At 57.8% G+C, this 23,476-nt stretch carries 30 protein-coding genes, 3 tRNA genes and 1 pseudogene; 12 read left to right on the top strand and 22 right to left on the bottom strand.

From position 1 onward, the window contains the following. Positions 1-2 precede the first annotated feature (2 nt). The 3 genes from ACWKV4_RS19060 to ACWKV4_RS19050 all read left to right on the top strand — a co-directional run bounded on the left by ACWKV4_RS19060 (position 3) and on the right by ACWKV4_RS19050 (position 2,908). Positions 3-803 (top strand): carbohydrate ABC transporter permease, encoded by an 801-nt coding sequence (locus ACWKV4_RS19060; RefSeq protein ID WP_483833670.1) that lies wholly within the window; start codon positions 3-5, stop codon positions 801-803. A gap of 12 nt (positions 804-815) precedes the next feature. Further along, positions 816-1,088 carry a DUF2160 domain-containing protein gene (locus ACWKV4_RS19055; protein ID WP_483833669.1) on the top strand — a complete coding sequence of 91 codons (273 nt, stop codon included), beginning with the start codon at positions 816-818 and terminating at the stop codon, positions 1,086-1,088. 77 nt (positions 1,089-1,165) lie between these two features. Then, positions 1,166-2,908 carry an ABC transporter substrate-binding protein gene (locus ACWKV4_RS19050; RefSeq protein ID WP_483833668.1) on the top strand — a complete coding sequence of 581 codons (1,743 nt, stop codon included), beginning with the start codon at positions 1,166-1,168 and terminating at the stop codon, positions 2,906-2,908. A 108-nt stretch (positions 2,909-3,016) separates the two neighbouring features. Here ACWKV4_RS19050 and folD read toward each other — a convergent pair whose 3' ends face one another. Next, positions 3,017-3,871, bottom strand: coding sequence for a bifunctional methylenetetrahydrofolate dehydrogenase/methenyltetrahydrofolate cyclohydrolase FolD (gene folD, locus ACWKV4_RS19045; protein WP_483833667.1), 855 nt, complete (start codon positions 3,869-3,871; stop codon positions 3,017-3,019). A gap of 288 nt (positions 3,872-4,159) precedes the next feature. Here folD and ACWKV4_RS19040 point away from each other — a divergent pair. From ACWKV4_RS19040 to ACWKV4_RS19030, 3 genes are all read left to right on the top strand, one after another. Beyond that, positions 4,160-4,236 (top strand) — tRNA-Arg (locus tag ACWKV4_RS19040). A 45-nt stretch (positions 4,237-4,281) separates the two neighbouring features. Next, positions 4,282-4,357, top strand: a tRNA-His gene (locus ACWKV4_RS19035). Positions 4,358-4,411: 54 nt separating this feature from the next. After that, positions 4,412-4,496 (top strand) — tRNA-Leu (locus ACWKV4_RS19030). 8 nt (positions 4,497-4,504) lie between these two features. On the opposite strand, the gene ACWKV4_RS19025 is transcribed toward ACWKV4_RS19030, so the two are convergent. The 12 genes from ACWKV4_RS19025 to ACWKV4_RS18970 form a co-directional block, all read right to left on the bottom strand. Next, positions 4,505-5,614, bottom strand: coding sequence for a tyrosine-type recombinase/integrase (locus ACWKV4_RS19025; RefSeq protein ID WP_483833666.1), 1,110 nt, complete (start codon positions 5,612-5,614; stop codon positions 4,505-4,507). Then, entirely contained in the window at positions 5,500-5,820 is a 321-nt protein-coding gene (locus ACWKV4_RS19020; RefSeq protein WP_483833665.1) for a helix-turn-helix domain-containing protein, read from the bottom strand. Before ACWKV4_RS19020 ends, ACWKV4_RS19025 begins: the two co-directional genes overlap by 115 nt. A gap of 34 nt (positions 5,821-5,854) precedes the next feature. Next, complete coding sequence (locus ACWKV4_RS19015) at positions 5,855-6,649, bottom strand: hypothetical protein (RefSeq protein ID WP_483833664.1); 795 nt, start codon at positions 6,647-6,649, stop codon at positions 5,855-5,857. A gap of 47 nt (positions 6,650-6,696) precedes the next feature. Next, on the bottom strand, positions 6,697-7,194 hold the full coding sequence (locus tag ACWKV4_RS19010; protein ID WP_483833663.1) for a hypothetical protein: 498 nt from the start codon (positions 7,192-7,194) through the stop codon (positions 6,697-6,699). Positions 7,195-7,245: 51 nt separating this feature from the next. Then, complete coding sequence (locus tag ACWKV4_RS19005; RefSeq protein ID WP_483833662.1) at positions 7,246-7,470, bottom strand: hypothetical protein; 225 nt, start codon at positions 7,468-7,470, stop codon at positions 7,246-7,248. Further along, complete coding sequence (locus ACWKV4_RS19000; RefSeq protein WP_483833661.1) at positions 7,467-7,628, bottom strand: hypothetical protein; 162 nt, start codon at positions 7,626-7,628, stop codon at positions 7,467-7,469. Before ACWKV4_RS19000 ends, ACWKV4_RS19005 begins: the two co-directional genes overlap by 4 nt. Beyond that, positions 7,625-8,185: a hypothetical protein gene (locus ACWKV4_RS18995; protein WP_483833660.1), complete on the bottom strand. Its 561-nt coding sequence runs from the start codon at positions 8,183-8,185 to the stop codon at positions 7,625-7,627. Before ACWKV4_RS18995 ends, ACWKV4_RS19000 begins: the two co-directional genes overlap by 4 nt. Positions 8,186-8,336: 151 nt before the next feature. After that, positions 8,337-9,026, bottom strand: coding sequence for a hypothetical protein (locus tag ACWKV4_RS18990; RefSeq protein WP_483833659.1), 690 nt, complete (start codon positions 9,024-9,026; stop codon positions 8,337-8,339). Positions 9,027-9,168: 142 nt separating this feature from the next. Further along, positions 9,169-9,414 (bottom strand): DUF7220 family protein, encoded by a 246-nt coding sequence (locus ACWKV4_RS18985; RefSeq protein WP_483833658.1) that lies wholly within the window; start codon positions 9,412-9,414, stop codon positions 9,169-9,171. Further along, the gene (locus tag ACWKV4_RS18980) at positions 9,411-11,342 is read right to left on the bottom strand and encodes a DNA cytosine methyltransferase (protein WP_483833657.1); all 1,932 of its coding nucleotides are present in this window, start codon (positions 11,340-11,342) and stop codon (positions 9,411-9,413) included. The genes ACWKV4_RS18985 and ACWKV4_RS18980 overlap by 4 nt, the downstream gene beginning before the upstream one ends. Positions 11,343-11,400: 58 nt before the next feature. Then, positions 11,401-12,480 (bottom strand): DNA-methyltransferase, encoded by a 1,080-nt coding sequence (locus ACWKV4_RS18975; RefSeq protein ID WP_483833656.1) that lies wholly within the window; start codon positions 12,478-12,480, stop codon positions 11,401-11,403. A 440-nt stretch (positions 12,481-12,920) separates the two neighbouring features. Then, positions 12,921-13,778 (bottom strand): phosphoadenosine phosphosulfate reductase domain-containing protein, encoded by an 858-nt coding sequence (locus tag ACWKV4_RS18970; RefSeq protein WP_483833655.1) that lies wholly within the window; start codon positions 13,776-13,778, stop codon positions 12,921-12,923. A 195-nt stretch (positions 13,779-13,973) separates the two neighbouring features. Between ACWKV4_RS18970 and ACWKV4_RS18965 the strand changes: the two genes are divergently transcribed. Beyond that, positions 13,974-14,909, top strand: coding sequence for a hypothetical protein (locus ACWKV4_RS18965; protein ID WP_483833654.1), 936 nt, complete (start codon positions 13,974-13,976; stop codon positions 14,907-14,909). A gap of 275 nt (positions 14,910-15,184) precedes the next feature. Here ACWKV4_RS18965 and ACWKV4_RS18960 read toward each other — a convergent pair whose 3' ends face one another. From ACWKV4_RS18960 to ACWKV4_RS18935, 6 genes are all read right to left on the bottom strand, one after another. Beyond that, positions 15,185-16,000 (bottom strand): DUF2303 family protein, encoded by an 816-nt coding sequence (locus ACWKV4_RS18960; protein ID WP_483833653.1) that lies wholly within the window; start codon positions 15,998-16,000, stop codon positions 15,185-15,187. A gap of 15 nt (positions 16,001-16,015) precedes the next feature. After that, positions 16,016-16,363 carry a hypothetical protein gene (locus ACWKV4_RS18955; protein WP_483833652.1) on the bottom strand — a complete coding sequence of 116 codons (348 nt, stop codon included), beginning with the start codon at positions 16,361-16,363 and terminating at the stop codon, positions 16,016-16,018. 265 nt (positions 16,364-16,628) lie between these two features. Continuing rightward, positions 16,629-17,066, bottom strand: coding sequence for a hypothetical protein (locus ACWKV4_RS18950; RefSeq protein ID WP_483833651.1), 438 nt, complete (start codon positions 17,064-17,066; stop codon positions 16,629-16,631). Next, positions 17,063-17,398, bottom strand: coding sequence for a hypothetical protein (locus ACWKV4_RS18945; RefSeq protein ID WP_483833650.1), 336 nt, complete (start codon positions 17,396-17,398; stop codon positions 17,063-17,065). Before ACWKV4_RS18945 ends, ACWKV4_RS18950 begins: the two co-directional genes overlap by 4 nt. Before the next feature lie 195 nt (positions 17,399-17,593). Continuing rightward, entirely contained in the window at positions 17,594-17,764 is a 171-nt protein-coding gene (locus ACWKV4_RS18940; RefSeq protein ID WP_483833649.1) for a DUF3927 family protein, read from the bottom strand. Further along, positions 17,765-18,202, bottom strand: coding sequence for a tellurite resistance TerB family protein (locus tag ACWKV4_RS18935; RefSeq protein WP_483833648.1), 438 nt, complete (start codon positions 18,200-18,202; stop codon positions 17,765-17,767). A gap of 159 nt (positions 18,203-18,361) precedes the next feature. On the opposite strand from ACWKV4_RS18935, the gene ACWKV4_RS18930 reads away from it, so the two are divergent. Both ACWKV4_RS18930 and ACWKV4_RS18925 read left to right on the top strand, forming a co-directional pair. Further along, positions 18,362-18,592, top strand: coding sequence for a hypothetical protein (locus ACWKV4_RS18930; protein WP_483833647.1), 231 nt, complete (start codon positions 18,362-18,364; stop codon positions 18,590-18,592). A 321-nt stretch (positions 18,593-18,913) separates the two neighbouring features. Continuing rightward, a complete protein-coding gene (locus ACWKV4_RS18925; protein WP_483833646.1) occupies positions 18,914-19,222 on the top strand; it encodes a hypothetical protein in 309 nt (102 codons plus the stop codon). A gap of 574 nt (positions 19,223-19,796) precedes the next feature. Here the strand turns inward: ACWKV4_RS18925 and ACWKV4_RS18920 are convergent. From ACWKV4_RS18920 to ACWKV4_RS18910, 3 genes and pseudogenes are all read right to left on the bottom strand, one after another. Further along, positions 19,797-20,552, bottom strand: a complete 756-nt coding sequence (locus tag ACWKV4_RS18920; RefSeq protein WP_483833645.1) for a DUF1828 domain-containing protein — start codon at positions 20,550-20,552, stop codon at positions 19,797-19,799. Continuing rightward, on the bottom strand, positions 20,549-21,064 hold the full coding sequence (locus ACWKV4_RS18915; protein ID WP_483833644.1) for a hypothetical protein: 516 nt from the start codon (positions 21,062-21,064) through the stop codon (positions 20,549-20,551). The genes ACWKV4_RS18920 and ACWKV4_RS18915 overlap by 4 nt, the downstream gene beginning before the upstream one ends. Before the next feature lie 79 nt (positions 21,065-21,143). Beyond that, positions 21,144-21,812: pseudogene (locus ACWKV4_RS18910) on the bottom strand (S24 family peptidase); the annotation flags it as partial. Between the two features lie 111 nt (positions 21,813-21,923). Between ACWKV4_RS18910 and ACWKV4_RS18905 the strand changes: the two are divergent. The 3 genes from ACWKV4_RS18905 (at position 21,924) to ACWKV4_RS18895 (ending at position 23,469) form a co-directional block, all read left to right on the top strand. Further along, positions 21,924-22,160, top strand: a complete 237-nt coding sequence (locus ACWKV4_RS18905) for a helix-turn-helix domain-containing protein (protein WP_483833643.1) — start codon at positions 21,924-21,926, stop codon at positions 22,158-22,160. A gap of 83 nt (positions 22,161-22,243) precedes the next feature. Beyond that, on the top strand, positions 22,244-22,666 hold the full coding sequence (locus ACWKV4_RS18900; RefSeq protein ID WP_483833642.1) for a phage regulatory CII family protein: 423 nt from the start codon (positions 22,244-22,246) through the stop codon (positions 22,664-22,666). A 158-nt stretch (positions 22,667-22,824) separates the two neighbouring features. Next, the gene (locus tag ACWKV4_RS18895; RefSeq protein ID WP_483833687.1) at positions 22,825-23,469 is read left to right on the top strand and encodes a phage antirepressor KilAC domain-containing protein; all 645 of its coding nucleotides are present in this window, start codon (positions 22,825-22,827) and stop codon (positions 23,467-23,469) included. Positions 23,470-23,476 lie beyond the last annotated feature (7 nt).

Raw genomic sequence — 23,476 nt, 5'->3', positions numbered from 1 at the left:
CCATGATCACACGTAAAACCTTTATCCTGCTGCTGTTCCTGGCCTTCCTGCTGGTGCCCATCTACTGGCTGGTCAACATGTCGTTCAAAACCAACACGGAGATCCTGGGCGGCCTTACGCTTTGGCCCCAGGATTTCACCTGGCAGAACTACAAGGTGATTTTCACTGATCCCAGTTGGTACCAGAGTTACCTCAACTCCATGTACTACGTGAGCCTTAACGCGGCGATCTCGCTGCTAGTGGCCCTGCCGGCCGCCTATGCGTTTTCCCGTTATCGGTTTTTGGGCGACAAGCACCTGTTCTTCTGGCTGCTGACCAACCGCATGGCGCCACCGGCGGTGTTCTTGCTGCCGTTCTTCCAGTTGTATTCATCCATTGGCCTGTTCGATACCCCCTATGCCGTAGCCCTGGCTCACTGCTTGTTCAACGTGCCATTGGCGGTGTGGATTCTCGAAGGCTTTATGTCCGGCGTGCCCAAGGAAATAGACGAAACCGCGTACATCGACGGTTATGGCTTCGGCAAATTTTTCCTGCGGATCTTTATCCCGCTGATTGGCTCGGGGATCGGTGTTACGGCGTTCTTCTGCTTTATGTTCTCTTGGGTGGAGCTATTGCTGGCGCGCACGCTGACCAGCGTGAACGCAAAGCCCATCGCCGCCGTGATGACCCGTACGGTGTCTGCGGCAGGTATCGACTGGGGGGTGCTGGCGGCGGCGGGGGTGTTGACCATCCTGCCGGGGCTGCTGGTGATCTGGTTCGTTCGTAACCATGTGGCCAAGGGCTTTGCCCTGGGCCGGGTATAAGGAAGCCGTAGCATGAGCTGGATGGCCTGGACCCTTCCAACCGCTGTGTTTTTCATTGCCGTGGCCTTGGTACTGCTGGTTATGACCGCTGTGGAGCTACGCTGGCCCGGCACCGAACGCAGGGGTTTCTTGCCGATCACCACAACCCGTGGCGACCGGCTGTTCATTGGCCTTCTCGGTAGCGCCTACCTTCACCTGTTGGTGATAGGCGCTACTGACTGGAGCATCTGGGTGGGCTCGGTGCTTGCCCTGGTGTGGTTGGCAATCGTGATGCGCTGGGGCTAATGCCTGGCGCTCGCGCGTAGCAAGAACAGCGCCGGGCCCCGAGCCACGCGCGCGTACATCCATTCGGGAGGAAACCCATGTTCGAGAATAAAAACAACAGGCGACAGGGCATCACGTTGGCGGCCCTGCTCGTGTTCGGCGCCTATGGTTCGCTGGCCTGGGCCGATGCCTATGAGGACGCCGCGAAGAAGTGGATCAACAGCGAGTTCAAGCCTTCCACCCTCACGCCCGAGCAGCAGATGGCCGAGCTCAAATGGTTTATCGAGGCCGCCAAGCCGTTTCGCGGCATGAACATCAAGGTAGTGTCCGAAACCCTGACTACCCATGAATACGAGTCCAAGGTGCTGGCCAAGGCGTTCAGCGAGATTACTGGGATCACGCTGACCCACGACCTGATGCAGGAAGGGGACGTGGTTGAGAAGCTGCAAACCCAGATGCAATCTGACGAAAGCATCTACGACGGTTGGATCAATGACTCGGACCTGATCGGTACCCACTTTCGCTACGGCAAGGCTGAATCGATCACTGACATGATGGCCAACGAAGGCAAGGCCTACACCTCGCCGACCCTGGACCTCAAGGACTTTATTGGCATCTCTTTTACCACCGCCCCCGATGGCAAGATTTACCAACTGCCCGACCAGCAATTCGCCAACCTGTACTGGTTCCGCGCTGACTGGTTCGAAAGGCCTGACCTGAAAGAGAAATTCAAGGCCAAGTATGGTTACGAACTGGGCGTGCCGGTCAACTGGTCCGCCTATGAGGACATCGCCAAATTCTTCAGCGAGGACGTAAAGGAGATCGACGGCAAGCGGGTGTATGGCCATATGGACTACGGCAAGAAAGACCCCTCCCTGGGCTGGCGTTTCACCGATGCCTGGTTCTCCATGGCCGGTGGTGGCGACAAGGGCCTACCTAATGGCTTGCCAGTGGACGAGTGGGGCATTCGCGTGGAGGACTGCCGCCCGGTGGGCTCCAGCGTAACCCGCGGCGGCGACACCAATGGCCCGGCAGCGGTTTATGCCACGCAAAAATACATCGACTGGCTCAAGGCCTACGCCCCCCCACAAGCGGCGGGCATGACCTTCTCCGAGGCAGGCCCGGTACCGGCTCAGGGGGCAGTGGCGCAGCAGATTTTCTGGTACACCGCCTTTACCGCCGACATGACCAAGCCCGGCCTGCCCGTGGTGAACAGCGATGGCACGCCCAAGTGGCGCATGGCGCCTTCACCTAAAGGGCCTTATTGGGAAGAAGGCATGAAGCTTGGCTACCAGGATACCGGTTCATGGACGTTCTTTAAGTCCACTCCGGAAAAACAGCGCCTGGCTGCCTGGCTCTATGCTCAATTTGTGACCGCCAAAACCGTGTCGCTGAAGAAAACCATCGTTGGCCTGACGCCTATTCGCGAATCGGACATCAACTCCCAGGCCATGACCGAAATGGCGCCCAAACTGGGTGGCTTAGTGGAGTTCTACCGCAGCCCGGCGCGGGTGCAATGGACGCCAACCGGGACTAACGTGCCGGACTATCCAAAACTTGCGCAACTGTGGTGGAAGCATGTGTCGGACGCGGTCAGCGGCGAAAAAACCGCCCAGCAGGCGCTCGATGGGCTGGCCATGGACCAGGACAATATGCTCAAGCGCCTGGAGCGCGCTCAGGCAAGCTCCAAGTGCGGGCCTAAACTCAACGAGGAAAAAACCGCCCAGTACTGGTTCGACCAGCCCGGGGCGCCCAAGCCAAAACTGGCCAACGAAAAGCCCCAGGGCCAAACCGTCAGTTACACCGAGCTGGTGAAATCGTGGGAGGCGGCCAAGAAGTAACAATCGGGATGGCTGTAAGAGCCAGCCGAGCTGGCGAACAGTACGTCACGGGATGCCTGTGCCGTCTCTTCGCGAGCTTGCGCTCGCTCCTATGGGCCGAAACAGACCTCAAACGTGCAACGATTCAGCGGCGTACAGGGTGTTTTCCAGCAGGCAGGCCCGGGTCATTGGGCCAACGCCGCCAGGAACGGGGGTAATCCAGCCCGCGCGGGGCAGGGCAGTGTCGTACACCACATCCCCTACCAGCTTGCCGTCTTCCTGGCGATTGATGCCCACATCGATCACGATGGCGCCGTGCTTGATCCACTCGCCTTTCACCAACCCTGGTTTACCCGCGGCCACTACTACCAGGTCCGCGCGGCTGACATGATCGGCCAAGTCCCGAGTAAAACGGTGAGTCACGGTTACGGTGCAGCCACCGAGCAGCAGCTCCATAGCCATGGGCCGCCCTACGATATTGGAGGCGCCCACCACCACGGCATTCATGCCATAGAGGTTTTGCCCGGTGCTTTCAAGCAGCGCCATGATGCCCTTGGGCGTGCACGGCCGCAGCAGCGGAATGCGCTGCGCCAAACGGCCTACGTTATAGGGGTGGAAGCCATCAACGTCTTTATCGGGGCGAATACGCTCCAACAGGCTGGAGGCATCCAGGCCGGCAGGCAGCGGCAGTTGCAGGAGAATCCCGTCGATGGCCGGGTCGCCGTTCAAGCGGTCGATCAATGCCTCCAGCTCATTCTGACGGGTGCTGTCGGGCAGATCATAGGCTTGGGACAGAAACCCCACTTCCTCGCAATCTTTGCGCTTGTGGGAAACGTACACCTCGGACGCAGGATCGGTACCGACCAGGATGACTGCCAGCCCTGGAACACGCAGGCCCTGCTGCCGGCGTTCTATCACTTGCTGAGCGATGCGCTGGCGCAAGCTGGCGGCGATCGCCTTGCCGTCGATAAGTTGTGCTGTCATGACGCGTGGTAAACACTCGAAGGGGAAGAAAATGTGTCGCTATTCTCGCATGCTCGGCGATCAGGTCAAAGGCACACGCAGGCGCGAATCCGCTAAGCCCTTTATTCGCCTGCATTTTTTTCCAAAAAACTATTGACGCCTTTTGGTGCCCTCTATAAGATTCGTCGCACTTGTCGGGCAGGGCCTAACGCTGGCGCAAGTGATCGCTGAAAACCTCTTTCTGGTCAGTTAGTTAGCAGGTATTCGCGGTAGCGGCTTTTTCACTTCAGCCCTGAAGTTGAATACAGAGCGCCCGTAGCTCAGCTGGATAGAGCATCCGCCTTCTAAGCGGATGGTCGCAGGTTCGAGTCCTGCCGGGTGCGCCATTTGGCAGCTTTGGTATTTGGCCTTGAACAAGTAAATGCAATATGGTGGGCGTAGCTCAGTTGGTAGAGCGCTGGATTGTGATTCCAGTTGTCGTGGGTTCGATTCCCATCGTCCACCCCATATTCGCTAGGAGGCGCCTTACGCAAGTCTGGCGCCTTTGCTTCGACCGGTTACGCGGACGTGGTGAAATTGGTAGACACACTGGATTTAGGTTCCAGCGGCGCAAGCTGTAAGAGTTCGAGTCTCTTCGTCCGCACCAATTGAAAATCAAGGGGTTACGAGCTTAAGCAGTGCTCCCCCTTGGCACGCTGGATTAGCAGCGTGAACTGTACGTGAACTTGCCTGTTCGCGGCCCTGGTCCAGTATCCGGACCGCTTCCCTTACCCTCGCTGGCGCCAAGTGCGCATAACGCTCCGTCATCATGATCGTGGAGTGTCCCAGCAAATCCCTGACTTCGGCCATCGCCACCCCCGCGCTTATCAAGTGCGCCGCGCAGGTGTGCCGCAGGTCGTGAATCGTGAAGTCGGTGATACCCGCCGTCTTGCACGCTTCGTTGAACCCCTTCCGAATGCAGATCACTCGCTCACCGGTGCCACGGGCAAATACCCAGGGTGTAGCGGGGCAGTACTGCGCCCGAAAGCTGGCCATCGTCTTCAGCGCATCCAGCGCCCCTTCATTCAGCGGAATGCTTCGCCGCTTCCCTGCCTTCGTGTGAATCCCTTCCAGATGAATTAGCCCGTTGGTGAAGTCCACCCGGCGCCACTCCAGCCCCAGCATCTCTTCCTTCCTGCAACCTGTGTTCACCGCCAGGCGAATGAAGCTCTCGAGGATCACCCCGAACTTCTGCGCCCTGGCCGCGCGGCACAGGCTTTCTACTTCTGCCCGGGTTAACCAACGCACCCGGCCTTCAGGTTCCTTTAGCGTCCGGCCCTTCACAGGGTTAGGCAAAGCCCATTCGTATTCCACGTTGCACCAGTTGATCGCAGCAGACAGCGCCGCCAGTTCCCGGTTGATCGTGGCTGCGGAGGTCTTTCCAGACAACCGCTCGTCGATATACGCTCGAATGTGCTTTCCGCTTAGATCGTTCATCACAAACCCGTTAAAATGGGCACGCAATGGTTTGACCCTATGTGCTGTCGTCTCGAAACTGCGCTGGTGCTGGCTGGCGTTACGCAGGTACGGGACCATTACATCGTTGAACGATCGGGGCGGATTCACGCCCCATTCCTTTTCCTTCCACGCGTCGGCCTTAGCCTGTTGCTCTATCGCTTTTGCCGCCGCGAAGTCGCTAGTGCCAGAAGATCGTCGAGTTCTTGTTCCATCCGCCTGGGTGACGAATATCCACCAGTAAGGCGAATCGGCTCTTTTGTAGGGCATTCGGGTTCCTCCGATATGCCGCCCGCGGCGCAGATACTAGCAGCCGCCTCGGCATCGATCATCTCTTGCAGCTTTCCGTGGTGTATCCGGATGCCGCGTTTCAAAAGCCGCACGACGGGGATTAGGTTCTCCCTGGCCATGCGGTAGGCGGTGGCCCGGCTCACGCCAAGCACGCCCGCCGCCTGCTCTACGGATATCAGTGACATGAGGTCTCCAGGCCGCCTGGGGCGGCGGTCGGGGTTAGGCGAGCTTTAACTCGGCAGGTGATGACTCGGCGACAATGGCCACAGCAAGTGCGTAGGCCTCGGGGTGCTGCTTGTCGAAGGCAGGCATGTGCGAGGTTTCAATCCAAGTCCCTCGGATTGCCCCACGGCCAAGCCAGCTTTCCTTCGGGCCGTTCGGGCGAGTCCACGCGGTAGGGCTGATCCCTTGCTCTTGAATCTGCTTAGCGGTGATGGAGCCCTGCTTCCGGATAAGAGCAATCACTCGAAGGGCCGACTCTTTCCACGGGGTGAGCCTGATCGGGGATGGAACGCCGGCCTTGTGGCAGCCTACAACCATTGGCACCTGGCACCGTGCCGGGGGGTTCCAGTCATGGAGATGCAGGCTTTCACCGTTGCTGAAATAGCTCCGGCCGTTTCCGAGGTTGCATTGGTACTCTAGGTCGAACTCCCAAGAGCCTGCCATGACACCCCTGTATCCCCATCGGGGCACGAGAACGGGTATTCCGAGCATATGCAGCAATCTGGAAACGCCCCGGCTCGCATCAGTCAGCTTGCCAACGATGATCATCCTGTGGTCTGGCCCAGGCTTTCCATAGAAGGTTTCGTAGTCGTGGGGCAGGATCTGGTCCACTACCTTGGCGTTAAGGGTTAGCTTCGCCTCAACGCCGATCTGGCGTCCGCTTTCATGCACAACCAGGATGTCGAACCCTGCCGCCTCGGGGTAGCAGGTCCAGCCCTCAACCTTGTTCATTGAGCGAATGAAGGCTTCGCAGAGCTCTGCCTCCTTCGTAATTGGGATTTCCTCAGGCATGGGGGACACCTCACCCACCGTCACCAGCAGGCTGAATAGGGAAGGGGTTAGGCAGTAGCCTTGGCGATGGTTGCTTCGAAGCGTGCAGCCAGTTCGGCGTTTACCTCGGCTTTGGCAGTGCTTTCGGCGGTGCCCTTGGCGCGATGCAGGGTTTCGTATGTGCGCAACTGGGCCGCGGCATCAATCAAGTCGATCAGCAGCTCATCCTGAAGCTTCCCTTCCTCCCGTCCGATATCCCAGAAGCGCTGGGCCCAGTGACCTTCCGGCGGCGGGTTACGATCCTGCTTGCCTACCGCCAACGCCCCGACGATTGCGTCGCACAGATCCCGCTTGTAGGTATTGTCGCCATCAATGCTGAGCCCGGCCCTGCGCAGGGTGCTCAGGACTTCATCCAGGCAAATGCCTTGATCCTTGAGAACGATGTCGAGGCTTGGCTTGCCCTCGGTGTAGATGGTGAGGCAGAGCTTGGCGTCGGGCCAAAGCTGCTCGCTGATATTGACCAGTGCATCATTGGCTACTTCGTGGAATCGCTGAGTTGCGGACATGGGAATACCTCACCCGCCGTCAGTCGGCAGGTTCAAATAGGGAAGGGGGGGTTAGGCTGGTACGAGCTCAGCCGGTACGGTGACCGTGTCGCCCAGGTGAACTAGCACTAGCGCGCGGCAGAAGGCGACTAGGGCGGTAGGGCCGCCAGCAAGACGGGTCAAGCCGGTTTGTAGGTAAGGCCGGTAAGCGAAGGCGCGCCACTCGGCATGCACATGGTGAAGGCCAAAGATTTTGCAGTGCTGATCGATCAGCAGCCCGCCAATCGCCCAGTTCACGGATGGGTTATAGCGCGAGCCATCCAGGTCGGTTCGATAGGTGCGCCAGGCACTTCATAGCAGGGCGGCTCCAGGCGAACCGGCACGCCCACCGCCTTGGCCACGGCCCAGTCCAGCGCGCTGCCGATGAGGTCGCTAGTTCTGACCTCCGTAGTCATGGCTTTACCTGCTGGGCCAGTGCAGCATCATCAATGCCAGGTCGCATAGCGGTGCTATCGCCTACGATGGCCCGAAACCAGTTGAGCATAGCGGCGCCGGTACTGATGGTGTGATGGCGGGCCTTTTCATCGTTGCCAGCCATTTGCGCTGTCATAGCCTTCTGCGCTAGGTAGCCGATAAGCCAAAACCAGTCGGCTGGCTGCTTGCCTGCGTCATGGTTTGCACCCCACCGCTTGATCTGGTGCCCGGCCTCCAATCGAACACCCTCAAACCATTCAGTCGTGTGGGGTGTATTGAGAAGGCGTTCCAGCTCGGCGACTCTAGCCTGGCTAACGGCGAGTTGCGCCTGGGCCTGCTGCAGCTCTTCGAACACCTGCAGGTTGAGATCGGCCATGGCCGGCAACTCATCATGCAAGGCTTTAAGCTGTGCATCGCATTCCTTCCACTTGGGCGAGAACTGACCGCAAGATGCGCATGAGGATCTCGGATAGGGTTTGCCCTCTGCAGCTAGGCGCTGCCGGCAGTTGAGCGGTACCCGGTTCTGTTCGTCGGTCATGAGCTTAACCCCGGCGAGCCCTGCTTTTGCTCGCCGCAAGCGCACTTGTACAAGCCGCGCAGGCTGACAGAGCCACGATTGCCGTTGATACGGGTAATCTGGACGTTGTGCTGGAAAGCCCATTTGTGCCTCCGACCTTGGGTGCAGTTCTTCATGGTGTCACCTGCTGGGCCAGTGCTGACAGGATATCGCGCAAGTACCCTGTTGCCACACTTGGCTGGTCCCCTGCTGCATCGCAAAGTCTTTCTACGAAAGAAATAACCTTTGCCACCCGCGCCCGCAACTCCGCTATTTCCTTGGCCTGGGCGGTGACGAGGGCGCGGTCTACCAGTTCGGTATGTGTCCATCCACCCCCATCCTTAGACGGTTGGGGGTAGTAGACAGGCCATTCAACTTCGGGGCGGCTATACATATGCCCCAGCACTTCCACCTCCCCGCCAACAGATGGATCAATAGAACGGTGGATCTCGCACACCTGGCACACTTCACCGCTGCCAGCGCCACGGTTAGCGGCGTTCACCCAAATATGGCTGCAACCCTCGCCAACAGACAGCGGTAGCGGTTCGGTTTTATAGCTGGGCCACATAGGTGTACACAGGCATTTCCAAGTGCTAAGACTTCCACCGCACGCCGGGCAGGGCACGTTCTCTGTGCGAGATAGTTCGCCAACAGACGGCGGCTGTGGGGCGGCACTCGCACTCTCAACCAGGCGCTGCATTTCCAGCACGATCTGATCATGCTCTCGATCGCTTGGCCCGACATCTTCAGTGAAGAAGACTTCTCGCCCAAGATTATTCAGCATCCGCTGGATAAGCTGGATTGCATCTTTCTCTTTCGTCATTGCGCTCTCCTGTCGGCCTGGCGCTGCTTGCTGCATTTGGTGTGGTTGCCCTGGGCGCGGTGGTTACCGCAGTACTCGCAGGTCGGAACGGTTAGGAAGAGGGGCATGGGCCGGCGTCGCGCCTGAGTTGGGCGGTAACGGGTCATGGGTCAATTCCAGCCAGCTGTCGGGCAGCACGCTTCAGCCTGGCGTTAAACCAGCGCCGGATAACGTAGCCGCGAACAATGCTGATCAAGGTGAACCAGGCCCCGATCACCAGGTTGGTGCTAAACGGAACGTCAATGCCCACCAGTGGGAATACCAGCAACTGAGAAATCAAGGCCACCACATAACCAATGGCAGTGTTGATGCAGGTTTCGATGAGTGATTCGAGTTTGGATTGGTTCATGCGGCTACTGCCTCCCGCGTGGCTACCCGCCATGGATCATTGGCCTGGGCTAGTGCAGCCATGGGTGGCGGGCTCACGCTATTGCCGCACATATGCACCTGCTGGGTTTTGGTGAAGGGCTTGCCGTCGGCGCCACGGTCGATGATGTAGTCAGCGGGGAAGCCCTGAGCCCGATAGAGCTCATGCGGCTGCAGCATCCGCAGGCAGATATCCACGATCACATAGGGCGTCCCACGCACGTACACGGTTACTAGGCCGAGGCGATCCTTGGTTGTGATCGTTGGCGCGGGGCTGGCACAACTGCTGGTGTTCTCTGTGCCGTAGTAGCTGATCAGGAATGCCGCAACGCGCAGAGCGCCTTCTTCATGTTCTGGAGAGAGTGTGTACTCCACCAGCGCATGATGCTCGGCGCCGGCGGTCATCGTCGGTACCGGCTCATTCATGGGTCGGCCGGTGCAGTTACGGCGCAGCGTGGCCAGGCTGGCGCTCACCAGCTGCTGTTGGCTGCCTGTGTTCGTCACCGTGGTCATGGGTTCGTCTAAGCCCTTGGCGTGGGTGGTGTTGAAACCGCCGTTGGCCTGGGCCATGAACGCTGACACCAAGCCGCGTTGGTCCTGGGTCATCACTGTGCCCATGGGCTGATCGGCAGTGCCCGGCCCGCCTGAGTAAGCCGGCCCGCCGGTACCGACCAGCAGAGGGGCGACGACCGCATGCTTGACGCCGCCGGCCACGACCGTGCCGAGCGGCTGGTGCAGGCCAGGTGCGCGCGGCTGCTGGCCGGCACGCTCGCCATACCCTGTCTGGATCAGGGTAGGGCTGATCAGTGTCAGCTCGCCCCGATTGGCGCAGGTGATAGTGGGAAGAGGCTCGCCCGCGTCGTTAACCCGGTCACTGCCCTGGTGGGTAGCGGGCGCGATGATGGGGCTGGCCATGGCGAACGATCCGCCGCGAGGCCAGGAAGTCACGGTGCGTAGCGGTTCGCGGGCCGACTGGGCTAACTCACCCGACCAGTTGGCGATTGGCACGATGAACGGGTCCGCGCTATCGATGACGAATTTCTTCAAACCCTTGGCTACCCGTCGAAGCGTGGCCGGGGCCAGGTCCTTTTTGCGGCCGAAGATGCTTTTGCTCGGTACCGACCAGTCGATGCAGTCAGCGGCGGTGCGCCACTTATGCTGTCCCTTGGCAGGCTGGCGGGCGTGGGTGGGTTCTGGCCACACAATGGGCTGCCCATCGCACCTGGCGATCATGAACAAGCGCTCACGGCTGGTAGGCGCGCCGAAGTCGCAGGCCTTGATAACGCGCCACTCGACTGCGTAGCCCATGCCTTCGAGCAGGGCTACGAACCGACGCCAGGTGGTACCGCGGCGTTTCGGGTCGGGCACCAGGAACTGCTGGTGCACGGGCACTACTTCGTCAGGGGCTGCTACCTGGCCGCCTAGCTTCATTACTCGGCCTGTTGCCTTGTCTCGCTTAGCGATCAGTGGACCCCATTGCAGGATCTGCTTAACGTTCTCCAGGCTGATTACCCTGGGCCGCTTCTTGCCCGCCCACTTCAAACCGATCCACGACAGGTTGCGGATCTCGCGCTTGCGCGGCTGGCCGCCAGCAGCCTGGCTGTGATGCGTGCAATCGGGGCTCATGTGGAACCAACCCACGGCACGCCCCTGGCATTCTTCGTCTGGGTCGCCGTCGAACACGTCCGTGGTGAAGTGCCGGGCGTGGGGGTGGTTGACGGTGTGCATGGCGATAGCCGCCGGGCTGTGATTCTTGGCTACAGTGACGGCGCGGCGCAGGCCCATCTCAAGGCCGGTGCCAGCGCCACCGCCGCCACAGAAGAAGTCCACCACGATCTCATCGTCTTGAGTGGAGAAGCCCAGGCTGTACTGCGTTTTGAAGTCAAAAGCGGGTTTTTTAAGCGAGGTCATGAATGCTCCAAACAGCCCTGGGCCTGCCGGGCTGGCGACGTTGGAAATAGGGAATGGGTTAAGCGGCTGGCATATCCAGCAGCATGTCCATCTGGGAAGCGCCTTCGAGCCAGGCGGCGTCTAGGCGCTGACGGGCGAGGGCGGCATATGCGGGGTTGAGCTCGCAGAGCACCGATTGCCGGCCTTCCTGCATGGCGACTAGGCTTGTGGTGCCCGATCCGCCGAATGGGTCCAGGACCAGCCCGCCGCGCGGCGCCCCGGCCAGGACGCAGGGCCGTATTAGCTCCGGCGGGAAGGTTGCGAAGTGGGCGCCTTTGAATCCGTTGGTGGCCACCGACCACACGCTGCGCTTGTTCCGCGTTTGGTCGTAGTCGATATGCTCCCGACCGGGCCGGTGCTGCCCGGTCTGGCCGTGTTCGCCTTCGGAGTACTTCGTTACTCGAGCAAAGCTGTTGCGGCGGCTACTGCCCACGGCCTTTATTGGACCGTTAGTTTTACCTGGGACACGGTCACTACCAGCCTGGCTTTCAACATCCTGCGCCCATCGGGCGGCACTGCTGTTTGTGGCAGGCTCCCGTATGGCTTCTTGGTCGAAGCGGTACCGCAGGCCCTTGCTCAGCAGGAACAGGTATTCGTGTGCCTTCGTACAGCGGTCCCGCACACTCTCGGGCATTGGGTTTGGCTTATGCCAGATGATGTCCTGGCGTAGATACCAGCCGTCATCCTGGAGGGCGAAGGCTAGGCGCCAGGGCATGCCCATCAGGTCCTTCGGCTTGAATCCGCCGTGGTTGGGCTTCTTCTGCTTTAGAGCGCTGGCGGCAACCTGGCGGGCACTGAGTGAGGAAACGCCCAGGCCCATATCGTCACGGCCGTGGGCGCCCCAGCTTCCTGCATAGCTGTCGCCCATATTCACCCATAGGGTGCCGTCGTCACGCAGCACCCGGCGAACCTCGCGGAACACCTGCACCAGGTTGTTAATGAATTCGCGCGGAGAGGCCTCCAGGCCGATCTGGCCGTCAACGCCGTAGTCCCGCAGGCCGAAGTAGGGCGGCGAGGTCACGCAAGTGTGCACGCTCTCGCCTGGCAGCGTCCGCATCATGTCGATGCAGTCACCTACCAAGATACGGTGATGGTCCATGGATACTCCAAGAAGCCGTCCGCCTAGGCGTGCGCAATGAATGAGAGGGAACGAATACCAGTTGGCAACGTATAGCGATTTTGAAGCCAGCGGCGCGTTAGGCCGTGCTCCGTCCGCCGAGGCAGGAGAAGAGGTTGATTGCAGCGGTCATAGCTGCTTCCAAAAAGTAAGAGACTGGAGAAAAACCATGAAATGGGGTATTGGTTAAGCGAACATCACACCCGCCTTAGCAGGAGATACAAAATGAGTGATGCGTTGAGTGAGGGTTTTAATAAAGGAGATGACGTCTGTGACACCACCACGGGCACGGAGAGATGCGGAGTTGTTGAGGAGCATGACGGCATAAATTTGCGCGTGTCTTGCAATGAGCATGATGGGCGCGAATGGTGGGTTGCTGAGAAGGACTGCTATCCCGGGTAGAGGCTCGGGGATTGCCATTACTAATCACCGCAGAAACACTCAATGGGCTCATCAAGTTCGGCAAAGAGGTCATGTTGTTGGCCGGCGTAATAGATCATCTGCTGGTAGCTGGGTCGGTCCTTGCGGAACCGCGCACCGTCGCCGGCGAACATGCCGGCAGAGCGTGTCGCAGCTTCCTGGCGTGCCCACCACTCGCCTCGAGTACGGTCCGAGGCGATGATCGAATAGACCTGGTTGAGCGGCTTGAGGAAGCAGAGGTCGCAGTTGCCTTCAAGCGTTCGGCCATTGACTGTGGCCAGTTGGAGGTTGAACGGCTGGGCTAGCCAGAAGGCCCCTACGTCATGCACGGATACACCAGCATCTGCCAATGGCATTAGCATGTGTTCCCGGGGCGTTTCAGTACTGGTCCCGCGCTTGCGAATCTTCGCCACCCGGCGCTGCTCATCAGCCCGGATACCCACCATCTGATCCCACTCGCCATCCTCATTGGTCCAGCCGATGTGCTTGAGATAGCGGTGCATCGTTCTGATTTTCAGCTCAACCGTGCAGAACCTGGTGACCGGATTGGGCAGGTACTTGCGCTTGCGTATCACGGCCTGGAAAGGCTTACCGTCGCGGCTGGCGCTGTCGAAATCCACCACGGCAAAGCCCAGCTCATCGTCGCGGTACTCTAGCCAGGTAATCGGCACGGCCCAATGGCTGGCGCATTCCCGGACAAATTCAAGCGTGGCTGGATGCTCCTTCCCGGTATTGGCGAACAACACGAGCAGGTCGCTACGGTCGTCGTTCGCATCCAGTACCTGGCGGAGCATGTATGCGCTGGTGCGCCCGCCTGAAAAGCTCAGGACGGTCTTGCCTCGCAGGGCGTAGGGGTTCATGAATTCTCCGGGAGCGGTGGGTTTGCCGGGATGGTGATGAGGAAACCGGATGGCATCGATAACCACTTCCGCGCCGGTGCTTCATTCCGCCGAGGCCAGCGGATAGATCCATTGCTGTAGGAGCGGAAATTACCTTACTGGCTATGAGCTATAGTTTCGTGTAAGTAGAGGTATGGTTTTACTAAGGAGCGTGCAATGGCTGATGGAATCACAAAAAAACAGAGCTTTGGTATCAATCGAATAAAGCACGCGCTGCATTTACCAGGATGGGTTTTTGGGCAAGATAGCGATTCAAGTTTGAGGGCAAAAGGGAAGCCCGTCTTAACATCCGAATACCAAAATGAGATGAAGGCACAAATATTCTGTCCGGAATGTTCTTGTCCTTTATTTAGGTCGCCTGAAGATAACGACGCGGATAAGAGTGGCCGTAATGCTTACTATGCGCACCGTCGCAATGTCAAAACCAAATGTGGTCTTCGCACCAAGCAGATAGTCGGGAAGAAATATGTAAGCGAGGAGGAGGCAGCACAGGCTATCATCGACGGCAAGCTTGTAATCGTCCACTCTTTTATGAAAGATAGACCGGTTTCGCCAGATAAAGAGATGAAAGAGTATGACCAAACGGCTGTTGAGGATGAACAGGGCGAAATTACGGAGGTTCCTATAGCCCGTCATCGCGGAAAAACTTTCAAACTGCCTAGCTCGGTGACATCGGTATTTGGCCTATGCAGAAAGTTTGACGAAAATCTCTATAAGTATTACGTTTTCCCCGAGTCCCAGCATGCACAGTTGTTGGTTGACGCCCTACGAGATGTTCAAAGCCTATCAGAAACTACCAATTTACCAATTTTAGGTTATGGACGAATCGTTAGTATTTATGAACCCGGAAAATATCCAACTAGCACCCGTTTTGTTAAGTTGGGTTTCAAATCCAAAGGGGGGTACAAAGATTTTTCTGTAATGATCTCGCAACGAGATGCTGATCTTCGTGAGTTGACCATGAGTAATGTCGGTAGGTTTGTGATTTTCTATGGGAGAATCACTGATAACGGCCAGGGCCTGAGTGTCAAGTATCCTAGTTGGGGCGAGGTCGCGCTTGTACCAAAGAAGCATGAAAAATATTTTGCTTAGGATCTGCCTTGAAGCCTTGTGACCTGATTGAATCAGGAAGTCATTGAAGATGCAGGTTGCAGGTTGCAGGTTGCAGGTTGCAGGTTGCAGGTTGCAGGTTGCAGGTTGCAGGTTGCAGGTCGCAGCGGATGCTGGGACTGGATCTGCAAACGGTACCGAAACTTGGGAAATTCAATTTCGACAGAACGACCTGTGTCAAATCCACGCTCCACCCTTCAGCGCCTAGTTTGTTTGGTGGTAAACGGGTGGGGCCGGTGGTCGCGGCCCCGGTTGGATCAGCGGGCGTCGAAGCTCCCCAGGCGCAGCGATGCTTTGTCCTGCACCAGCAGCTGCAGCACGCCTTTGAATTCCTGAGCGATTTCTTCGCGCTGGACCTCTTCACCTATCCACCGCAGCTTCAGCACCGGCTGGCTGCCGCTGGTGATCACCGATAGCCGAAATGTGAAGTCGCGCGGGGCTAGGCCCTCATACGGTACGGCAGTGAATACCAGGTTGGCCGGAATGGTGTCCTTGCTGTTGGCCTCGATCTGTTCCATAGCGCTGCGGCTGGAGCGCGTCTCGCCTACGCTGTGATCACTCTCGGTGGTGCCCTTCACAGTGATGTTGCGTACTCCCGCGATGGCCTTTGCCAACTTCACTTCTTCGCCGGACTGGTCGAACACTTTGAGGTTTAGGCTCCAGTCTTCAATCCAGTCGCTGAGGTCTTTCTGGCTCAGGCCCTTGCCGCCGATAGCACTTACGGCTTGATAGGCTGCAGTGGGCAGGAGCTTTAGCACCGCGTTGTCATCTGCGTGCCCTGGCCGGCTTTCATCGCCAAGGTTGAAGAACACCTTACAAGCCATGGCCTTCTGATCGACGAAGCCCTGGGCAAGCGCGTGACCCCGATCTACCACGTAGCCGCCGAAGTCGGCCAGTGAATCGGTGGAGTAGGTGCCACGGAAACGGGAGCGGCCATCCTGATATTTCTCCAGGCTGATGACCTGAACAGATTCTGGTACCAACACGGTCGGTGTGTCGGTTTCGAGCGTCTTGCCGGCGGCAGCCAGGGCGTTATCGTTGACGAGTTGCAGAGCTTCTTTGGTGAAAGACATCGGTTGATTCCTCGATCAGCTACGGGGTTTGATGGGGGCTTGTTCACGACTGAACAACTGGTCGTGCTTTTCCTGGAAGAGCGTGATCTTGCCGCCTGTGCCGACATACATCGGGGTATCCAAGCTGGTGTTTTCACTGCGATCGCCACGCCGGGTCGGAACCTTGTAAGCCAGCTTGTGCTTGACCTTCACCTGGTGGCTTTCGCCGATCTGGCTGATATCGAGGGTGATGACCAGCTTGCCGGCCTTACTGTGCTCGACAACCCCCTCAGCTATTTCGGAGAGGGCGTGGCCGATCTGGCTCGCGAATGCGCCGCCGTTGAGTTCTTCGAGGAACTCGGAGACGTCGGTTGGACTTGGCATATCGAAGTTTCCTTGGGTAGGGCCGCAGGGCGGCATTTAGGCTTTGAAGCGGGGTACAGGCGTTAGCCGGCTATTCGGGTGCGGTACTGCACAATGTCGCGCACGGTTGAAGGGCCGCAGCCGTAAATAGCGGCCAGTCGCTGGTAGCTCATTCGCCCGGTTTCGTAGTCGGCGCGTATTTGCCTGACCTGTTCGGTGGTCAGCTTGGCCCGTTGGTGGGAAGCGCCGCAGCGGTGGCCACTCGGTGATCTGCTGATAGCTCTCATCAATGGCCCCCTGTGAAGGCAATCCCTTCCTCGGCCGCCAGGCGCCTGAGAAAATGCCGATTGATACCCAGATTTGCCGCTGCTGCTGCCTGGCTGGCGCCTTCGCTCGATAGGCGACGAATGAGCGGCACCAAGATGGTCCGCCGGGAATCTTGGTTGTCCTTGGTGTTGGTAGAGAAGATGATGCCATTGCGCTTAGCGATCTTGTTCACAGTGGGCGTGCCCAGGCGCACCGCTTTAGCCGCGGCTATTACGCCCAAGTGACTGTGAGCGCGTATAGCGGCAACCACTTCAGGGTTGTCCGTGATGCTAGGGGACGGGCCTGGTGGCGCATTTTGGATGACCCGCACCTGACCGCCTGCCTCGAAGAAGGCGGCCTTTGCTTTGTCGAGGTCGGCCTGGAGGTCCGCGCAAACTTGCGTGAAGTAGTCGCTCATCCCACCCCCCACAATGCGCACCCGAACATGGCCAGGCCGATGATCAGAACCCAACGAAACATGCGGTCCGCCAAGTCCTTCACTACCGAAGTGGAGCGTTCGCGCTTTTCCACGGCCCGCTCCAGCTGCTCTGCATACTGAACAGCATCCTTATGGTTCTTGCACTGGCCGTGCAGGCGTTTAGTGGCCGCGCTCACAACCCCCCAGCCGCCGGCGTGAGGTTCGACATAGAAGCGGCACTTGCTGCGTGCTTCGGCGCTGGCCCTGGCAGTGCGATCGCGCAGGGCATTGAGCACGTCCAGCTTCTGCTGGAAGAGGGTATGGGTATTCATTGGGAATCCTTGGCGTGTGGTGTGCGTATGGACCGTATGGGGCAGGCGCCAAGCCCAGTGACCAAACTGGGGAAAAGCCAGCCTGGCGCCTGTCCGATACGGTCGTGGGTAGGCGGCGATGCGGGGGGCCGCGTTGCGCGGTGCAGAAGTCTTCCGCATCCCACTGCGCACTCTGTGAATGCGCAGGAGGATGGATCAGCGTTTTCTTATCAAGGGCCAGATCAGCAGTAGGATCAGGATCGCAAGGAACCCATCAGCGCACATGCTGATAATTCGAGACACCGAGTCGATCAACACCACGCCGATGAGTAGGGTCAGTATGAGAATGACCCGCAGGCGATTCCCCATTTCCCTGATCCAGGCCATTTACAGATAGTCCTTCAACGATAAGCCCATGAGCTTGGCCGCCTTTTCCAGCACAGCCATTTCCTTGTCGTCGATGTCGCCAGAGGCCTCGGCGATGGTGAGCATGATGGTGATAACGGTCGCTGCTTCATCGGGGGAATGAGCCAGGTCCTTCAGTTCCTTTTCAGCGTTCATGCGCAGGATGCGGTGCCCGCCGTCGTGGAAATCCTTCTCGGCGCGGTCCATCGTGTTGGAAAGCTCTGGGCCGAAGCCCTTGAGCTGCGGGGTATTGGCGATCAGCTTTTCGGTTTTCTTCAGCTCGTCTTCGCTGATATCACCGTCGGCTGCGGCGACATAAAACGCACCGTAGACGATCGCTTGCATCAGGTCGCGGTTCTGTACAACTGCCATGGCTGTACGAGCTTCACGGCCTTTCTTTCCGAACAATTTGCCAAGCATTGAGTGTTCCTCGGATGGGTGATTTCCCGTCTGGCCCTGTCACCAAGGCCAGCCAGTGAAATCGATGGCCGGCGGCCAGCTCACCACTGCCCAGGTGACGGGCCTTGCGCTAGGCTGAGCGTTCTCCCACAACACAGCCAGCAAAGGAGGGCGGTGCTCATGCACACCTATAAGCTGAAGCACGACCGGGATTTCGGTAGCGATCTGCCGAAGACTTATGAATCAAGCCGAGAGATTGAGGCAGGGGATGTTATCGAGCTGGAGAACGGCATGTGGCATGGAGTTATCAAGGCCCGCAGAACTCCTGAAGGTATGCTGCTAGTTCTCTCTGAATCTGGTCAGAACGCTGATCAGGCAGAGCTTCTACTAAGGCAGCAATTGTCCGAGTAAGCACGATCGTGGCGAACTTGCTGCACCCTGTAGGGCCAAGCTCTGTAGCTGGGTGCATTAAAGCCATCTTCGTCGCTAACCCGGGTTCTCCCTGGCATGCCAGCGTCATTAGGGCTGCTTCAATTCTTCCCTCAAGGGTGGGAGCGCTAACGATTGGTTTTCCGGGCGAATTTGGGTGAGGGTGAATCATGTCGACTCTCCGTGTTGATTTCCCGTCAGGCCCTGTTGCCAAGGCTAGCCAGTGAAATCTATGGACCATATGAGCCAGCGGGCTCATAACCCGCTCATAGCTTCCGAAATACGCGCCTGGAGGCGAGCTTCGTGGCAATCAACATCAATGCCTATGCTCCCGGCCATTCGCTTGATACGTCGGATATCTCTATCCCCACTAGCTCCCGGCAGAAGATCCTTACTGAAGTGCATGTCAGTGAATTTCAGGATGATCGCGTCGTAAGTGCGTGCAGCGCTCTGCATGCTCTTTACCTGAATTCCGGTTATTTCCATGTTGTTTGCTCCGTTGATTTCCAAAGCGCCCAGTCGCCTAGACGCTTCAGTAAATCGATAGGTGCCGGTCTATTCCCGGCTGTCATCCAGTCTTCGGCACTGGCGCCGCTCCGTTCCCGCCGCTAATTGCAGGGCTGGAGTCATCGGTGGTTTGGGCGGTGAGCTTCCTCCTCATGGCGTCAATCAGCATCTGTCCGCCATGGATCACAGGTCCTTTACAACATGCACGCTACAGCTCTGGTGCCCGGGTAAGTGGGGCAGGGTGCATGAGGTCCGGCGCCCCTCAATGTCGAAACTCAGGGCGCTAATTCAATTCGGTGTCTCTCCCTTCTGCCGCTGGGATTCGCGGGGCGCATTGCTTGCCGGGTCGTTCGCGCGGTTCGAGCGTTTCGCTCTCGATCAGCCGTCCAGGGTTCTCCCTGTCGTGGGCAGGCTTTCCTCGTTCGCCTGTCTGATCGCCGGTCGCCGGTAGAGGCAATGCGGTCTGTTGTGTGTTGCGCTGGTTGTTAAAGAGCGGCGGGCCGCTTCAGGCCCTGCCGAGGCTATATGGCGTCTCGATGGATTTAATTTAGCCATCAGCTAAAATTCAGTCAATAGCTGTAAGCTAAATATTTTTAAGTGGGCACAAAAAGGCCCGCTCAGTGGCGGGCTTAGGTTGGGCGTAGGTAGGGGGCCTTTTAGCTGGACTGGCTGTGGCGTTTTAAGCAGCCATAGCGTCAACGAGATGAGCATTTCCTGTATAGATAACAACTTCAGCGGCATCTGCTAAAGCGGTAGCGGCTTTACGGCTCTCGATTTCATCGCCAGGCTCCAGGATTATTTTCCGATGGGTGCCCTGATGTGCATTCTTAATGTCTAGCATTTTGCCCACGGCTCGATAGACGAGGCTCCAATCGACCTTCCCATTTTTTGCTGGGATTGTCTGGATCAGAGTCGTGTCCCGACCCTCATCTACCAAAGCAAACGGAAGGGTAAGCTGGTGTCCACTGGCGCCAATTATGTAAAAGTCCGTCTTCAACTGCTCAGGATAAGCCGCTCTTAGCGCGCGCTCCACTACCTTGTCGAAGCGAGATACAGGTGAAGGTTTAAGTTTTTTGCAGGCGAAACCAACATGCTCTGCGGCTTCAATAAAACGGGCCAAGTAGAACGACAGGTGCTCCTCAGGGCAAGATTTGAAGATCTCTCCGTCGTCGGACAGGTCCAAGCCGCTCATCGCTACCAGCTCAGCGAGCTTCCTACCTTTTGCTGCTGTGGGCTTAACGCCGTGAGTCATCGCCGAAAACAACGTGTCAGCATTATCAGAAATCCGAAAATTACCGTTCCCAAGGTTTTGAACGTAAGCGCCTATCAGGTTTCCGTCGAAAGCCAGAGATATAGGCGATTCGAGATAGAAAACACTGTCTGAAATCGGCTTGCAGGTGAAGCCGAGCTGGCTACCGATCACTGTGCAGTTCATACGTCTAGGTCCATTTGTCCAAACTCGGGAAGCTCGATCCTCGGAGCTCCGCTGATATTCGCTTTGATCAAGAATAGCTCCCAGAGGCCTTGAGCAGTAGTACCGCTGAGAGGCTCGGCGTAGCCGTAGCTAGCTTGAGGAATAGGCACGTGAATGTGAGGAAAACCCACTGCCTTCTGGTAAAAGGGCAGGCCGTCTCCCACCTTATTCACATGGGAGCCGGGTCCATTGTCATCTATCGCAACGGTTCTGGTCCTGTTCACGACAAGGGTTATCGAAATCGTGTCCCGGGCGCCTATGATCTTCGCGCGCTTGAAATACAACTCAATAAACCAGTCTTCCGCATACTGCCGCCCTTGAGGGTCTAAGGCCAGTGCAGCCCTGAAGCTGTAGGGCGCAGGAAAGCGCTTCGTGGATGAGCATTTCCAGTCAAACCGCAACCCGATAGGCCAGTGTTTATCGGTCGCTATGGCTAAAGCAACGTCGTCATAGGGAACCATTTTTTGTGCCATCTACCAGCCGCTCCTTGCTTGAATGGTTTGGGCCAACTTAAAAGCTTCGTCCAGTCCACCAGTAGATGATTTGAGCAAGGACTGTAATGTCTGCCTCACGCTCACCTGGCACATCAATGGGAGGGTACTGCCCGTTGTCGGAGATGATGGTTAAGCCATCAAGGCCGCGCTGGATCCGCTTGATCTGGAGCTTTCCGCGCATGAGGAAGAAGTAGATTGCATCGTCTTCGACCGTTGTTACCCCCGAGTCCACCAGAACGGCATCGCCGCTTCGAATCGTAGGAGCCATGCTGTCACCGCGCCCCGATATCAGCTTGAGATTATCGAGCTTGGTATAGGTCAGATTTTGCCTGACCCAATTCGCATCCAGGCTCATGTTCTCAACGACCATGTTCATCTCAGGTGGCTCCGTGCCAGGACCCATTGAGCCAGCTACGTCGTAGCGCGGAACGTCTACCACTTGCCGGTAGCTGGTTATCTTTTGCGCCAGCGGCGCCGGTAGGCCTTCGATATCAATTGTTTCGCTGATCTTCTGCTCGTTTTGCAGACTATCAAGCCATCCGCGGGGCAGGCCTTGGAGTACTTCTATCCGGCGCGCTACGTCATCCCCCAGATTCTTAGAAGTCTTGCTTGAAAGTATCTGGCTGAGGTGCGCAGGGCTCATTTCCCATCGCTCTGCGCAGGACGCCTTTTTCTGGCTGCCGATCAGCTGCACCAGGTTGAGTTTACGAATTTGATAGATATCCATGCGCGCAAGAATGCCACTCGTTAGCTCGTTGCTAAATGTTCTTAAAGCTAAATTTCTCTTGATCATAAATTAGCCATGAGCTAAATTTCGTTCATGAATAGGAGACAACTCATGAACGATCACCTTCGTGAATGGCTGGCCAGGACCCCGACCGAAACTCGGATGGCCATCGCTTCAGCTGCTGGAACCACTCTGGGCCACCTTTGGCAGCTCGCTGGCGGCCATCGCAAAGCATCTGCAGAGTTGGCCGAACGCCTTCAAGACGCCTCAAAGGGCGAAATAACCATCGCAGGACTTCGGCCTGACCTCGTTCTCCTTGCCCGCAAAGTCTTGCAAGGCGCGGCTTAGTTCTTCTGCGCTGGCCTATCAACGCGCTCATCTTCCCAGCTAGGGCTATTTGCCACTACTGAAAATGTAACGAGGTTTTACGAATGGAACACTTCCTCAAAGCCTGCCACGACGTCGTGAAATCAGCTGAAACCAAGAAGTTGGCCGAGCTCATGAGCATGCCCCAGGTCAGCCTGTTGCAGCGCTCCAACTCTGAGAACGATGCGCACTGGTTCAACGTGAAGCACTTGTACGCGTTGCTGCTGCATTCGGGCGACATGCGCCCTCTGGCTGCCCTGGCTGAGAGCTTCGGCTATGCGATCACCAAGAAAGAGGCGCCTGCCGCCATCGACGTGCACCAGGCACTGGGAAGGGTATCGCTTGAGATTTCCGAGGTAACTGTTGAAACCCACGCCGCCATGGCTGATGGCCGGGTAGATCAGGTGGAGCGTGCTCGCATCCTGAAGGAGATAACCCAGGCCCAGGCTGCGCTGGATCAGTTGAAAGCCTCCGTAAAGGTGGCTTGAGCGGTACTACCCAAATTATGGGCGAAAAAAAGCCGGGGTAGTGACCCGGCTCTTAAACAACGCAGTGAGGCCTGATTATGCAGTTACAGCCACCGAATGTACAAGCCCTCAAAGGCGCCGCGCCACGAAATGGGAATCACGAAAACGTGGCGCGCACGATGTCGTCACGGGAAATCGCCGAGCTGGTTGATGCCCGACACAACGATGTAGTGGCAACAATCAACCGTCTTTTCGAAAAGGGCCTTTTACGATCAAGTCGTAAAAGCCGGCGTGAGGCTACCCGTGGGCGCCCTGTCGAGGTTTACGACCTGATTGAGCGTGACACCCACATGGTTGTAGCTGGATACAGTGACGAGCACCGGGCCAGGATAATTGATCGCTGGCAGGAGCTGGAGTCGCTTCAGCCGTCCCCACCTCAGATCCCAGGAACATTCACTGAAGCCCTTCGCCTTGCATTGACGCTTCAAGAGCAGATCGACAAGCAGGCACCTCAGGTTGCAGCGATCAAGCGCTTGGCCAGTGCTCAAGGCGCGATCTGTATCACGGATGCTGCCAAGCAGCTGCAATTGAAGCCGAGCTTCCTGTTTGTTTGGCTTCAGGAAAATCGCTGGATCTATCGGCGCAAGGGCTCGCGGCGCTGGATTGGGTATCAGCCTCGCATCAATACCGGCGTGATCACCCATAAGGTCACCGCCCTTGAGCCTGACCCTGAGACCGGCGCCGAGCGTGCTGCTTTCGATCCCCTTATTACCCCGCGCGGCCTGACCGTGCTGGCCCAGCATTTCTCTGGAGCAAAGCTGTGAGCATCGA

It is taken from the genome of Pseudomonas artemisiae, from assembly GCF_057128685.1.
This window is presented reverse-complemented; position numbering and strand designations above follow the sequence as displayed.

Bases quoted from the DNA above. Each gene is read 5' to 3' on its own strand.
- ACWKV4_RS18960 (WP_483833653.1), bottom strand. From the start codon at position 16,000: ATGTCTTTCACCAAAGAAGCTCTGCAACTCGTCAACGATAACGCCCTG.
- ACWKV4_RS18915 (WP_483833644.1), bottom strand. From the start codon at position 21,064: ATGGCACAAAAAATGGTTCCCTATGACGACGTTGCTTTAGCCATAGCG.
- ACWKV4_RS19050 (WP_483833668.1), top strand. From the start codon at position 1,166: ATGTTCGAGAATAAAAACAACAGGCGACAGGGCATCACGTTGGCGGCC.
- ACWKV4_RS18900 (WP_483833642.1), top strand. From the start codon at position 22,244: ATGGAACACTTCCTCAAAGCCTGCCACGACGTCGTGAAATCAGCTGAA.
- ACWKV4_RS19010 (WP_483833663.1), bottom strand. From the start codon at position 7,194: ATGTCCGCAACTCAGCGATTCCACGAAGTAGCCAATGATGCACTGGTC.
- ACWKV4_RS18905 (WP_483833643.1), top strand. From the start codon at position 21,924: ATGAACGATCACCTTCGTGAATGGCTGGCCAGGACCCCGACCGAAACT.
- ACWKV4_RS18955 (WP_483833652.1), bottom strand. From the start codon at position 16,363: ATGCCAAGTCCAACCGACGTCTCCGAGTTCCTCGAAGAACTCAACGGC.
- ACWKV4_RS19015 (WP_483833664.1), bottom strand. From the start codon at position 6,649: ATGCCTGAGGAAATCCCAATTACGAAGGAGGCAGAGCTCTGCGAAGCC.
- folD (WP_483833667.1), bottom strand. From the start codon at position 3,871: ATGACAGCACAACTTATCGACGGCAAGGCGATCGCCGCCAGCTTGCGC.
- ACWKV4_RS18950 (WP_483833651.1), bottom strand. From the start codon at position 17,066: ATGAGCGACTACTTCACGCAAGTTTGCGCGGACCTCCAGGCCGACCTC.
- ACWKV4_RS19025 (WP_483833666.1), bottom strand. From the start codon at position 5,614: ATGCCCTACAAAAGAGCCGATTCGCCTTACTGGTGGATATTCGTCACC.
- ACWKV4_RS18980 (WP_483833657.1), bottom strand. From the start codon at position 11,342: ATGACCTCGCTTAAAAAACCCGCTTTTGACTTCAAAACGCAGTACAGC.
- ACWKV4_RS18895 (WP_483833687.1), top strand. From the start codon at position 22,825: ATGTCGTCACGGGAAATCGCCGAGCTGGTTGATGCCCGACACAACGAT.
- ACWKV4_RS18920 (WP_483833645.1), bottom strand. From the start codon at position 20,552: ATGAACTGCACAGTGATCGGTAGCCAGCTCGGCTTCACCTGCAAGCCG.
- ACWKV4_RS18945 (WP_483833650.1), bottom strand. From the start codon at position 17,398: ATGAATACCCATACCCTCTTCCAGCAGAAGCTGGACGTGCTCAATGCC.
- ACWKV4_RS19020 (WP_483833665.1), bottom strand. From the start codon at position 5,820: ATGTCACTGATATCCGTAGAGCAGGCGGCGGGCGTGCTTGGCGTGAGC.
- ACWKV4_RS19055 (WP_483833669.1), top strand. From the start codon at position 816: ATGAGCTGGATGGCCTGGACCCTTCCAACCGCTGTGTTTTTCATTGCC.
- ACWKV4_RS18975 (WP_483833656.1), bottom strand. From the start codon at position 12,480: ATGGACCATCACCGTATCTTGGTAGGTGACTGCATCGACATGATGCGG.
- ACWKV4_RS18935 (WP_483833648.1), bottom strand. From the start codon at position 18,202: ATGCTTGGCAAATTGTTCGGAAAGAAAGGCCGTGAAGCTCGTACAGCC.
- ACWKV4_RS18940 (WP_483833649.1), bottom strand. From the start codon at position 17,764: ATGGCCTGGATCAGGGAAATGGGGAATCGCCTGCGGGTCATTCTCATA.
- ACWKV4_RS19060 (WP_483833670.1), top strand. From the start codon at position 3: ATGATCACACGTAAAACCTTTATCCTGCTGCTGTTCCTGGCCTTCCTG.
- ACWKV4_RS18970 (WP_483833655.1), bottom strand. From the start codon at position 13,778: ATGAACCCCTACGCCCTGCGAGGCAAGACCGTCCTGAGCTTTTCAGGC.
- ACWKV4_RS18990 (WP_483833659.1), bottom strand. From the start codon at position 9,026: ATGACGAAAGAGAAAGATGCAATCCAGCTTATCCAGCGGATGCTGAAT.
- ACWKV4_RS18995 (WP_483833660.1), bottom strand. From the start codon at position 8,185: ATGACCGACGAACAGAACCGGGTACCGCTCAACTGCCGGCAGCGCCTA.
- ACWKV4_RS18930 (WP_483833647.1), top strand. From the start codon at position 18,362: ATGCACACCTATAAGCTGAAGCACGACCGGGATTTCGGTAGCGATCTG.
- ACWKV4_RS19000 (WP_483833661.1), bottom strand. From the start codon at position 7,628: ATGACTACGGAGGTCAGAACTAGCGACCTCATCGGCAGCGCGCTGGAC.
- ACWKV4_RS18985 (WP_483833658.1), bottom strand. From the start codon at position 9,414: ATGAACCAATCCAAACTCGAATCACTCATCGAAACCTGCATCAACACT.
- ACWKV4_RS18965 (WP_483833654.1), top strand. From the start codon at position 13,974: ATGGCTGATGGAATCACAAAAAAACAGAGCTTTGGTATCAATCGAATA.